11 protein-coding genes and 5 pseudogenes are annotated in these 12186 nt (G+C 37.7%); 5 read left to right on the top strand and 11 right to left on the bottom strand.

The window, feature by feature from the left end; all coding sequences use genetic code 11:
- Positions 1-19: 19 nt before the first annotated feature.
- A pseudogene (locus tag AYJ55_RS26380) lies at positions 20-213 on the top strand (helix-turn-helix domain-containing protein); the annotation flags it as partial.
- A gap of 22 nt (positions 214-235) precedes the next feature.
- Here the strand turns inward: AYJ55_RS26380 and AYJ55_RS15005 are convergent.
- Positions 236-1400, bottom strand: a pseudogene (locus AYJ55_RS15005) (IS3 family transposase).
- A 45-nt stretch (positions 1401-1445) separates the two neighbouring features.
- Between AYJ55_RS15005 and AYJ55_RS14995 the strand changes: the two are divergent.
- Positions 1446-2308, top strand: a pseudogene (locus AYJ55_RS14995) (IS481 family transposase); the annotation flags it as partial.
- Positions 2309-2573: 265 nt separating this feature from the next.
- On the opposite strand, the gene AYJ55_RS14990 reads toward AYJ55_RS14995, so the two are convergent.
- The 10 genes and pseudogenes from AYJ55_RS14990 to upp all read right to left on the bottom strand — a co-directional run bounded on the left by AYJ55_RS14990 (position 2574) and on the right by upp (position 9230).
- Complete coding sequence (locus AYJ55_RS14990; protein WP_162505610.1) at positions 2574-3695, bottom strand: PDDEXK family nuclease; 1122 nt, start codon at positions 3693-3695, stop codon at positions 2574-2576.
- Complete coding sequence (locus AYJ55_RS14985) at positions 3655-4467, bottom strand: DNA-methyltransferase (RefSeq protein WP_063657117.1); 813 nt, start codon at positions 4465-4467, stop codon at positions 3655-3657. Before AYJ55_RS14985 ends, AYJ55_RS14990 begins: the two co-directional genes overlap by 41 nt.
- A 293-nt stretch (positions 4468-4760) precedes the next feature.
- Positions 4761-4946, bottom strand: a complete 186-nt coding sequence (locus tag AYJ55_RS33320; RefSeq protein ID WP_425393808.1) for a hypothetical protein — start codon at positions 4944-4946, stop codon at positions 4761-4763.
- Positions 4947-4981: 35 nt separating this feature from the next.
- Complete coding sequence (locus tag AYJ55_RS14980) at positions 4982-5470, bottom strand: IS630 family transposase (protein WP_222703517.1); 489 nt, start codon at positions 5468-5470, stop codon at positions 4982-4984.
- Positions 5439-5804 (bottom strand): IS630 transposase-related protein, encoded by a 366-nt coding sequence (locus tag AYJ55_RS14975; RefSeq protein WP_063653415.1) that lies wholly within the window; start codon positions 5802-5804, stop codon positions 5439-5441. The genes AYJ55_RS14980 and AYJ55_RS14975 overlap by 32 nt, the downstream gene beginning before the upstream one ends.
- On the bottom strand, positions 5788-5916 hold the full coding sequence (locus tag AYJ55_RS34690; protein WP_281181154.1) for a hypothetical protein: 129 nt from the start codon (positions 5914-5916) through the stop codon (positions 5788-5790). Before AYJ55_RS34690 ends, AYJ55_RS14975 begins: the two co-directional genes overlap by 17 nt.
- 67 nt (positions 5917-5983) lie before the next feature.
- Positions 5984-6175 (bottom strand): RusA family crossover junction endodeoxyribonuclease, encoded by a 192-nt coding sequence (locus AYJ55_RS36145; RefSeq protein WP_074168080.1) that lies wholly within the window; start codon positions 6173-6175, stop codon positions 5984-5986.
- An 88-nt stretch (positions 6176-6263) separates the two neighbouring features.
- Entirely contained in the window at positions 6264-6545 is a 282-nt protein-coding gene (locus tag AYJ55_RS14970; protein ID WP_063657115.1) for a RusA family crossover junction endodeoxyribonuclease, read from the bottom strand.
- 682 nt (positions 6546-7227) lie between these two features.
- A pseudogene (locus AYJ55_RS14965) lies at positions 7228-8266 on the bottom strand (IS481 family transposase).
- Between the two features lie 337 nt (positions 8267-8603).
- Positions 8604-9230, bottom strand: a complete 627-nt coding sequence (upp, locus tag AYJ55_RS14960) for a uracil phosphoribosyltransferase (protein WP_063657113.1) — start codon at positions 9228-9230, stop codon at positions 8604-8606.
- A 431-nt stretch (positions 9231-9661) separates the two neighbouring features.
- Between upp and purM the strand changes: the two genes are divergently transcribed.
- The 3 genes and pseudogenes from purM (at position 9662) to speG (ending at position 12172) form a co-directional block, all read left to right on the top strand.
- Positions 9662-10702, top strand: a complete 1041-nt coding sequence (gene purM / locus AYJ55_RS14955) for a phosphoribosylformylglycinamidine cyclo-ligase (protein ID WP_063657425.1) — start codon at positions 9662-9664, stop codon at positions 10700-10702.
- Positions 10702-11343 (top strand): phosphoribosylglycinamide formyltransferase, encoded by a 642-nt coding sequence (gene purN / locus AYJ55_RS14950; protein WP_063657112.1) that lies wholly within the window; start codon positions 10702-10704, stop codon positions 11341-11343. The genes purM and purN overlap by 1 nt, the downstream gene beginning before the upstream one ends.
- Before the next feature lie 264 nt (positions 11344-11607).
- A pseudogene (speG, locus tag AYJ55_RS14945) lies at positions 11608-12172 on the top strand (spermidine N1-acetyltransferase).
- Positions 12173-12186 lie beyond the last annotated feature (14 nt).

Raw genomic sequence — 12186 nt, 5'->3', positions numbered from 1 at the left:
TTAAATAAAAGGTAATTCTATGTATCAAACAAATAATCCTATCTCAAACATAAAGTCGGGTTACTTAACCTCGCTGAAGAGCTTAATAACGTCTCAAAAGCCTGTAAGATTATGGGGGTATCCCGAGATACGTTTTATCGCTACCAGGAACTTGTTAACGATGGTGGGATAGACGCTTTAATTAATCAAAATCGACGGGTGCCTAACGTAAAAAAATAGAGTAGATGTGTAGTGGTCAACTAAAATTGGCCACCCTACCTGACTGTTCACGGAACAGTCGCTCTGATTCGTTTGGCGTTAATCCACCGTTATACCAGTGAGGTCTTATATCGCTATAGTAGTGGGTTATGTAGCGAATAATGGCTGACTGAGCAGTACTAAAGCTTTGGTAGCCAGTCGTTGGCACCCATTCGGTCTTCAGACTACGGAAGAATCGTTCCATCGGACTATTATCCCAACAATTCCCTCTGCGACTGATACTTTGGGTCATCTGATAACGCCACAATGCCTGCCTATACTGACGACTGGTATAATGACTTCCCTGATCACTATGGAACATCACCTGTTTGGGATGCCCACGTAGTTCCCAAGCCATTTGTAGTGCTTTGGCGGTTAATTCTGAGTCTGGTGCAAATGACATTGCCCAGCCCACCGGTTTTCGGGCAAACAAATCCAATACCACAGCCAGATAGGCCCATCGTGAGCCTGTCCAAATATAGGTAACATCGCCGCACCAAACCTGGTCAGGCTTTGTAACAGCGAACTGCCTATTGAGCAGATTTGGAATATCAATACGTTCATTTCCACCGCGGTTGTATTTATGTTTTCGCTCTTGGCAACTGACGATGATTAATTCTTTCATCAACTTACCCGCTAACCACCGCCCAAGTTTCACGTTGTGTGTATTGGTAACCATCGTGGCGATAGTCCTTGCGCCAGCAGAGCCGCCACTAACGTTCCACGCTTCGCTGACTAGGCTACGTTTTATCGTCCGCTCAATATCTGGCTCCTTAGGCCGACACTAATAGCGATAACTGCTTCGGTGAACATTAAAAATACGACACAAAGTTTTCACCGGATAAAGCACTCTTAGCTTTTCAACTACCGAAAATTTTTCAGTGAGTCGGACATTAAGAGCGCAGTAGCCTTTTTTAAGATGTCATTCTCCATTTTCAGCCGGTGGATTTTTTTCTTCATTTCTCTGAACTCAATTTGTTCAGGTGTTAATGGCAGACCAGGCGATGTTTTCCCTTGACGTTCTAAACGAAGGGCTCTTACCCACCGGCTAATCGCTGAAAGACTGACGTTCATGCCTTTCGCGGCTTCCTGGTAGGTGTAATTTTGGTCAAGGACTAATTGGCGGTTTCACATTTAAATTCAGCAGTAATTATTTTACTCATTTCGGCACCTATAAAAATTATGAGGTAAGCATATCACCTCAACTTAGGCGGCCAAATTTAGTATGCCACTACAATGAACAGATTGAAAGCGCTGTAGTCGAGTATGCGATTGAATACCCTGCACAGGGTCAACACCGCAGTAGTAATGAACTAAGAAAAAAAGGCATTTTTGTTTCGGGGAGTGGCGTTCGCTCTATTTGGCTGCGCCATAATCTCGATAATTTTACAAAACGCCTAAAAGCGCTTGAAGATAAAATCGCAACAGAAGGAATTATCCTGTCAGAATCACAAATCAGTGCTCTAGAAAAGAAAGCGCAAGATGATGAAGCCTGTGGTGAGATTGAAACAGCGCATCCAGGTTATCTGGGTTCACAAGATACTTTTTATGTCGGTCATTTAAAAAGCGTTGGTCGTGTTTATCAACAAACTTACATTGATACTTACAGTAAAGTCGTTCATTGTAAGCTTTACACAACAAAAAGCGCGATAACGGCGGCAGATTTATTAAATGACAAGGTTCTCCCTTTTTATTCCCAGCATGGGTTACCAGTGTTACGTATACTGACGGACAGAGGCAGTGAGTATTGTGGTAAAGTTGAACATCACGATTATCAACTTTATCTCGCTATCAATGATATTGATCACACAAAAACTAAAGCTCGTTCACCTCAAACTAATGGGATTTGTGAACGCTTTCATAAAACTGTATTACAAGAGTTCTATCAGGTGGCTTTTCGTAAAAAATCTATAGGGCTTTAGATGAATTACAAGCTGATTTAGATAAATGGTTAGCGGAATATAATAATCAACGCACTCATCAAGGAAAAATGTGTTGCGGTCGAACTCCTATGGCAACTTTACACGATGGAAAACAACTTTGGAGAGAGAAAGATTTAAATCAAATTTAACCTGACAGGTACTGTATAAATAACCGTTAACTGTCAGATCAAGTCTGAACTACTACAGTTAACCCGACTTTATGTTTGATGATAGGATTATTTGTTTGATACATAGAATTACCTTTTATTTAATTATCTAATGATGTTAATTAAAACCGGTAACGCTCTTTTTTAAATCAGAATTGTTAGATTAAGTTAAGACTAATACAATTAATGGCTATTTAAATTGACCGATTAATAGCGTTTGCTGTTCCGTTGCTCCCCAACCCCCGATCTAGTTATTCTCAATAAGTGCTCGCAGGTGGTTAACAAATCCTGACATAGGACGAACGAATTTAGATAATTGAGTATGATTGGTATGCCGTGCTAAGGTAGGATCATCATCAGGCAAATAGAATAAATGGCCATTTCCACCAAGCAATGCCAACTTATCATCAGATAAATCTTTTGAATAAGTTATGACGTGCAAGAAACTTGCTATTTTATAGCGCCCCATACTTGCCATGTCCGCACTACTTACTTGCTTCCATCGCTCCCTTAGAGTTCGTTTACACGAAATTCCAATATAGAATTTTCGTTTAGTCATTATCCATTTATCTACTTCTATATCAGCCTGAAAATGAGATGGTGCTGCGCAGGAATGAAATTGGAAATGATCGAGAATCATTGAAGTTACATCTTCAAGACTTCTTCCACCTCTTCCTTTCCTTTTTTGTCCAAGTCTTCTCTCCATTTCTTGGACACAAGCTGTAAGGGTTAGCGCAACTCCATCTTCGTCGATATACTCTATCGCCGAAAGATCCTTTTTTAGTAGCTTATAAACATTTACGACTTGAGTTCTTTCCACCTCCAAACATCCGCGAACACCCAAGTCATCCCAGGTATTAATTAATATTTTTAATCCATTGGCTCCTTGCGATTCTAAGATGGATTTACCGATTTCCTCAGTAAATTCCTTATCGTCAGACGGAACCATGTCGAGCGCGATATTCGACATTGAAACTACTTTTGTACAAGTATAAGCAAATACAAATGCGTCAATTTTTGTTGTAATATATTTTTCAATATCTGAAACGAAGTTCTCTATGCAAACTCTTAGTTTTGTTCCTTCTTTTTTTCCATCTAAAAAACTTTTTTTAATACAGGTATGTATGATGGGAATCAAAGCAAAATCATTTTCTGTTTGATTGTAGTCAAGAAGGGTTGTGATTTCCGTTCCCACTTTAAGTAAACGTGCCGAATCTTTTCCAATACCCGAATATTGGTCACTATTCAGTAACATTCGCGCAAACCAATAAACCTTACTCCAAGGATTATTAATAAGGCCTTTTGTTAGTGTGGTAAAGTCTTCTTGGCTAGAGGGCGGCTCTGAGCTCTTTTGGTTTTGTTTGTCCATTAAGATTTTTTAACTCTTGTTTATGATTTTTTATTCGTGTTGTTGCCATACGACAATAATTTTCTGAAAGTTCAATACCTATATAATTCCAACCATGATTAATAGCTGAAATTGCTGTAGTGCCGGATCCCATGAAAGGATCAAGTACTACTTCACCAAGACAAGAGCCAATAATTCTATCGGTTAACTCTACAGGGAAGGGAGCTGGATGCTCATTTTTAAACTCTTGAGGGATTTCCCAAACATCACCTAATGCATTAGCTTTGGGAGCTAGCTTAAAGTCTTTCTTCGCTATTAAGTAAATAACCTCAAAGGTCGGTAAGAAATATCCGGCATTAAAATTTATCCCACCCTTCCTACGCCAAATGATAATTTGTCGTACGGGAAAACCCTGAACAATATCATGCCTATTTTGTAGAAGTCCTTTTTGTACTCTCCATTTATGGTTATAAAAAATTGCACCTGAGTTTTTTGTAACTCTCAACATTTCTGTTAAACAATTTCTTTGCCATTCTACATATTTTTCATGAGGCATACAGTCATGATGTTCCGCATACCCATTTAGCAAAGCGGCATTAGACCACTTGCCACCTCTACCATCCTTCATTCCATTACCGGAAGAGTTTTTTAAGTTATAGGGAGGAGATGTAACGATCAAATCAACACATTGATCTGGCATATCTTTCATTGCATGCAGTGAATCATCCTTCACTACTTTATTAAGAAACGCATTAGGAAAACTTTTTTTTATTCTTCGGATTGAGTCTGTCATTTTACACCCTATTTGACGACGGAGTTGTGTCAAATAAATCTTGTTGCCTTAAATTTTTATATTTCTCTACGTGCTTTTTCATTAACTCTCTGAAAACTTGAGCTGCAGGGATATCCATTTCAGAGCAGATATAAATAAACTCTTTTTTAATTGTTCATTTACTCGAATTTTAAAAGCTACGTTTTTCTTCATCACAGGTAGGTTCCATTGTGAGTAGATTGTATGCTCATGATGAAGTTAATTCTAGCTATCAAAAGCTTAGAAATAAAGTGAATTAATGAAACTAGTTGATATTATTGATCCTCAAATCTAGCCCGTTCGCAAATATCGATAAATAGTCTCTCTCGACTGCCGTTTGGCTTTAATATCCGCTGGAATTCAACAAGGTAATCATCTAGCCACGTTAGATACTGATTGGTTGTTTTCCATTGCCTGTCCCATGCACAGGATTTAACACGGTAGTATGGCGTGTCAGTCAATATCAGGTCGATATAGCTAGGCGACTTAATTTTGATTACAGCATATGTATTAAAAACAGGTCATCGATAGTGCATCCTGTTTCCATCTTTTTACGTTTAGCTTGAGACCATTTATGTTCTATAGGATTTAAATCTGGTGAATACACAGGCAAATATTCTATCTGGTGTCCTGCGTTTATAATTGCCTGTTCAATATTCTTACCTTTGTGAAAGCTAGCGTTGTCCATAAAAATAACAGAATTTTCAGGAAGTTCTGGGAGCAATATTTTTGTGATCCAAACATAAAAAACATCATGATTAATATTGCAATCAAATAATCCGATAGCAAAAAGGGTTGTTCCCAATAAAGCGCCAATAACATTTGTTCTTCCCTTAGCACCCCAGTTTTTCAGGCCAAAACAACGGTGACCTTTTGGGGAATAGCCGTGAGTTCGTGGAGTGTCATGTGAAAAACCACTTTCATCAATAAAAACAACAGATTTATCTTTTTTTTCATACTGTTGTCTTTTTTGCTGATGTGCCAGCCTGTCGCTTTCGTTGGTTTTTGGATGGAATAGAGTTTTTTTTATAGGTTAATCCCAGCTTTTTAAGGGATTGCCAAATAGTCTTTTTACAAACACCGAATCGCTCTGCCCGTTCCTTTTGGTAAGCATCTGGATACTGTTCCACATCTTTTGCTAAAGCATTTTTATCGAGCTTCCTCTTACGTGGCGTTGAATTTTTTGGCTCTGGTCGTTTAAGCCAACGTACTAAAGACGCTTTTCCAATACGGAATTGTTTCGCAGTTTCTCGAATTGTTAAACCTTCGGCTTTCCTTACAGATATTACTTTACGTCGAAAATCAATTGTATAACTCATAACACACCTTGTAATCAAAATTAAGTCGCCTAGCTATAGAATCATCAGAAAGTGTTTTGACGTATGGCAAAGCATCGCCGTTAACCAATATCGGCTGATTTGAAAAAGTCATCGTTTTACCTTGGATTTAAAATGGGATTGACCTTGTTGGGTGTTGATGATTTTTTAGTCAGCTACGGTTAACAATATTCATCAATGACGACGACACACTTTCCACCTTTCATGCCGCTATTGTTATCAATTTTTTTAACAGTCATCACGCGTACCTGACTATCATCATCCCAAATGCCAGCATTGCTAAGCGCATCAAGAATAACTTTGGCACGAGTTTCGCACAGGCATATAAAATTCCAGAAATGGCTTAAAAGCAATGGTTAATTTGCAAGTTACTAAAACGTATAAATTTGTTTAAATTACAATAAGTTGCTTTTAATTTATAAGATTTTGTCTATTTATATATTATGCTGAATTAAACTTAAAAATAGAGCGTTTTTTATTGGTGCGAAACTCGTGTTTGGAATAATTATCCACGTCACGTTTGATTTTATCAGGCAGATAAAGATCGATTGACACAGACACTTCACCGTGAAATTTATGACAACCCTGTTTCAGGCATGATTTTGCTACAGCGAGATGGGTCAAATGTTTAAATATTTTCGCTTCCTTGCTGAGGTAAACGCGAAGATGATTTCGTTTCCAGTAATGATTAACACTTGGCGGGAAAGGGAGTTCGATTATCATGTTTTCATCCAGGCTTTATTTGTTCCTGTAAAACTAATGTAATGAGTTTTGGTGGTGTGTGCCGGAGGTATCCGGTTTATATTGACAGCCATATTGGTAGTACCCTGATGTTGGTTTTAACTTAGTGACTGTATTTTGGTTGTTTTATACACCCCAAAACCAACTGTTTGGGTGTTTTATAGTTCCATTTTTCATATTCCTCAGAAATCACTCTGATGACAGGAGATTTGCTTTTTACTGGGTGTTTTTCCGATGGAAGGTGTTAGATAGGGTATTCTTGATTATTTAACCACCAAGCGGGAGTAATTTCTCTTGTACCCCTACAGAAAGAAATAGCGTAAAAAACTTCTTTCTTTGACATTACCCCTACCGCCTCATTCAGCCTTACAGGGAAATATGTATCTGGCACGAGTTTCGCACCAATAAAAAAACGCTCTATTTTTAAGTTTAATTCAGCATAATATATAAATAGACAAAATCTTATAAATTAAAAGCAACTTATTGTAATTTAAACAAATTTATACGTTTTAGTAACTTGCAAATTAACCATTGCTTTTAAGCCATTTCTGGAATTTTATATGCCTGTGCGAAACTCGTGTCTGGGAATTTTTGAATAGATAAAATTTGTAGTAGTTCAGACTTGATCTGACAGTTACCGGTTATTTATACAGTACCTGTCAGGTTAAATTTGATTTAAATCTTTCTCTCTCCAAAGTTGTTTTCCATCGTGTAAAGTTGCCATAGGAGTTCGACTGCAACACATTTTTCCTTGATGAGTGCGTTGGTTATTATATTCCGCTAACCATTTATCTAAATCAGCTTGTAATTCATCTAAAGCCCTATAGATTTTCTTACGAAAAGCCACCTGATAGAACTCTTGTAATACAGTTTTATGAAAGCGTTCACAAATCCCATTAGTTTGAGGTGAACGAGCTTTAGTTTTTGTATGATCAATATCATTGATAGTGAGATAAAGTTGATAATCGTGATGTTCAACTTTACCACAATACTCACTGCCTCTGTCCGTCAGTATACGTAATACCGGTAACCCATGCTGGGAATAAAAAGGGAGAACCTTGTCATTTAATAAATCTGCCGCCGTTATCGCGCTTTTTGTTGTGTAAAGCTTACAATGAACGACTTTACTGTAAGTATCAATGTAAGTTTGTTGATAAACACGACCAACGCCTTTTAAATGACCGACATAAAAAGTATCTTGTGAACCCAGATAACCTGGATGCGCTGTTTCAATCTCACCACAGGCTTCATCATCTTGCGCTTTCTTTTCTAGAGCACTGATTTGTGATTCTGACAGGATAATTCCTTCTGTTGCGATTTTATCTTCAAGCGCTTTTAGGCGTTTTGTAAAATTTTCGAGATTATGGCGCAGCCAAATAGAGCGAACGCCACTCCCCGAAACAAAAATGCCTTTTTTTCTTAGTTCATTACTACTGCGGTGTTGACCGTGTGCAGGGTATTCAATCGCATACTCAACTACAGCGCTTTCAATCTGTTCATCTACTCTATTTTTTACGTTAGGCACCCGTCGATTTTGATTAATTAAAGCATCTATCCCACCATCGTTAACAAGTTCCTGGTGGCGATAAAACGTATCTCGGGATCCCTCATAATCTTACAGGCTTTTGAGACGTTATTAAGCTCTTCAGCGAGGTTAAGTAACCCGACTTTATGTTTGTGATAGGATTATTTGTTTGATACATAGAATTACCTTTTATTTAATTATCTAATGATGTTAATTAAAACCGGTAACGTTCTTTTTTAAATCAGAATTGTCAGATTAAGTTAAGACTAACACAAATTAAAGTTCAGTAAGATTTTCCATAATTGTTTAACAATGCTCTACTCTTTAACCAGATTGTTAGAGTATTTTAACGAAATATGCGCATTCAACTATTTGAATAGCAAGACTTTCACTTTATTTCTTATCCCCAACTCAGGTTAAAATAATATTCAAACTTAATAAGATTGGTATCTCTATCCAATCTTTATTAGCTCTCAATAACTATAATTAATAAAAAATAGCATAAACAATAAATGTCACTTGGTACCAAATATCTTATCGCCCGCATCACCCAAACCAGGAACAATATAACCATGTTCATCCAAATGATCATCAATAGATGCGGTATAAAGTTCAACATCGGGATGAGCAGCTTCCAGTGCCTTAATACCTTCCGGTGCGGCAACTAGTACCAATATTTTGATAGCATGACAACCCTCTTTTTTAAGTAAATCAATCGTGGTAATCACTGAACCGCCTGTTGCCAACATCGGATCAACAACCAATGCCATGCGTTCATTAATATTTGAAGCCAGCTTTTGAAAATATGGGATAGGCTCCAGCGTCTTTTCATCACGATAAACACCCACAACACTTATACGGGCACTGGGGATATTTTCCAACACCCCATCCATCATTCCCAATCCGGCACGTAAAATTGGCACGACGGTAATTTTTTTTCCTTTTATTTGCTCGATGTTTACCTGACCACACCATCCTTCTATTGCAATTGCTTCTGTTTCTAAATTTGCTGTTGCTTCATAAGTTAACAGACTGCCCACTTCTGAGGCCAATTCACGAAAACGTTTAGTGCTAATATCTTTATCCCGCAATAAGCCCAATTTATGTTTAACTAACGGGTGTTTTACCTCAACGATTTTCACGCTACTCTCCTTCAGTACAAACCATCTACAAATAAAAAATTATCAGATTATAGCGCTTTTTCAGACCTGTTCCACTGATAGATTAAGGTTTTTCTTGCAGGGAATTCACTTTTGCTGGCTTTTGAGTTTTATTCCTGGTTTCGAACCAACAAAAAAACGCTCTATTTTTAAGTTTAATTCAGCATAATATATAAATAGACAAAATCTTATTAATTAAAAGCAACTTATTGTAATTTAAACAAATTTATACGTTTTAGTAACTTGCAAATTAACCATTGCTTTTAAGCCATTTCTGGAATTTTATATGCCTGTGCGAAACTCGTGTTATTATGAAAACCAATAATAAGTATCTCGCAAACGTTTGCTTATGCTGGTAGAATTATTTCTGTTTCCATCTATTTTACTAAATGCAATCGCCTTGGGAGCTTGCTGTGACAGATAAAATTTCTCTCAGCTATAAAGATGCTGGTGTCAATATTGATGCAGGTAATACACTGGTCGAACGTATTAAAGGTGCTGTTAAAGAAACCCGCCGCCCGGAAGTAATGAGAGGATTAGGCGGATTTGGCGCACTGTGTGCCTTACCACAAAAATATCGTGAGCCAATCTTAGTTTCAGGCACAGATGGTGTCGGAACAAAACTGCGATTAGCAATGGACTTAAAACGCCATGATACAATTGGCATTGATTTAGTTGCTATGTGCGTTAACGATTTGATTGTTCAAGGTGCCGAGCCACTCTTTTTTCTCGATTATTACGCCACCGGTAAGCTAGAAGTCGATACAGCGACTAGCGTAATCAAAAGCATTGCGGCAGGCTGCAAACAGTCAGGTTGTGCCCTAGTCGGGGGTGAAACAGCAGAGATGCCTGGTATGTATCATGGTGAAGATTATGATATAGCAGGTTTTTGTGTTGGTGTGGTCGAAAAAACAAAAATTATTGATGGCAGCAAAGTTAAAGCTGGCGATGCCCTAATTGCGTTAGTCGCTAGTGGCCCCCATTCTAATGGTTATTCATTAATTAGAGAAATTTTACAGTTAAACCAAATAGATCCAGCCACAATACAACTAGAAAATAAGTCACTGGCTGATCATTTATTAGCCCCAACACGCATCTATGTTAAAAATATTCTAGCGTTAATTGAAAAACAGAATATTCATTCCATTGCTCATATAACCGGTGGTGGTTTTTGGGAAAATATTCCACGGGTTTTACCCGCCAATACCCAAGCGCAGATCGATAGCGCTAGCTGGCAATGGCCGGCCATATTTAGTTGGTTACAACAAACCGGTAATGTATCGACCCATGAAATGTACCGCACCTTTAATTGTGGTGTTGGCATGTTAATTGTTTTACCCGCAGAAGAAGTCTCTGATGCATTACAACTGCTCAATCAACTGGGTGAAAAAGCCTGGCAAATTGGTAAAATTGTCGAGATCAACGCGGATGAACCGCAGGTAACAATCAGCTAATGAAAAATTTTGTAGTATTAATTTCTGGCAATGGCAGTAATTTACAAGCCATTATTGATGCTTGCCAAAAACAAAGTATTGCCGCAAAAATTAGTGCGGTTTTCAGTGATAATCCAACTGCGTATGGTTTAGAACGGGCTAAGCAAGCCGCTATCCCAACTGTCGTGATGCAAAAAACGGATTACGCGGATAGCCATGCTTATGATGCTTCACTCATGACCGAAATAGCACGATATCAGCCAGATCTGATCGTGCTGGCAGGTTACATGCGCATTCTCACGCCACGCTTTGTCAGCCATTATTTAGGTAAAATAATTAATATTCACCCTTCCTTATTGCCTAAGTATCCCGGATTAGATACCCACCGTAAAGCGCTGGCAAACGGAGATAAAGAGCACGGTACTTCGATTCACTTTGTCACTGAGAAATTGGATGCAGGTCCAATTATTTTACAAGCTAAAGTGCCTATTTTTGCCGAAGATCAACCGCAAGATATTGTTGCGCGCGTTCAAACACAAGAGCATCGTATTTATCCATTAGTTATTAATTGGTTTGTTAAAGGCCGCTTAGCTATGGTTAATAATTCAGCCTTCCTGGATGGCTGTAAACTACCTGAATACGGTTATGCTAATGAAGATTAGCAGTATCTTCCCCTATGTGATGACAATGGCATCACAGTTTTGTATAATGATGGTAACCCATATTGATACAAATTCTAATTGATAATTTTGTAGTAATAATCAACCAATGCTTAACTAATTAGTTATCGAAAACTGAGTTTATTGCTAAAATATAATTGCTCTCATTTATCACTCAGCTTGATTCTGCTATTCTTTACTAACAAAATCGACTAAAAATATAGAACATCCATAGTAACTATTTTAATATGCTAAGTTTTACTCCCAATCGAGGTATCCTATGCCTACTGGCAAAAAAATGAGTCAATTACACTACGACCTTTAGAACGTGAAGATCTCCCATTCGTCCATCAATTAGATAATAACGCCAGTGCTATGCGTTATTGGTTCGAAGAGCCTTATGAAGCTTTTGTTGAAATTAAGTGATCTGTATAACAAACACATTCATGATCAGTTAGAGCGTCGGTTTATTATTGAAAATGAAGGCACTAAAATTAGATTGATTGAATTTGTAGAAATAAATTATATTCATCGTCGAGCTGAAATTGGCATTATTATCGATCCGACCTTTCAAGGTAAAGGATATGCCGCTAAAGCCACCAATCTAGCGATGGATTATGCATTTTCGGTGTTAAATCTCTATAAAGTCTACTTGATTGTGGATAAAGAAAATACCAAAGCGCTGCATATTTATAAAAAATTGGGCTTTCATATTGAAGGCGATTTTGTTGATGAATTTTTTATTAATGGTCAATATCGTACCGTCATTCGGATGAGTATTTTTCAACATCAATACAGTGAAATGAAAAAAAATCCCACTAGAGGCCAATAAAACACCTGAAAAAT

It is taken from the genome of Candidatus Arsenophonus triatominarum, assembly GCF_001640365.1.
GTDB lineage: Bacteria > Pseudomonadota > Gammaproteobacteria > Enterobacterales > Enterobacteriaceae > Arsenophonus > Arsenophonus triatominarum.
The sequence above is the reverse complement of the archived record's forward strand: the minus strand, read 5'-3'. Positions and strand labels throughout refer to the sequence as shown.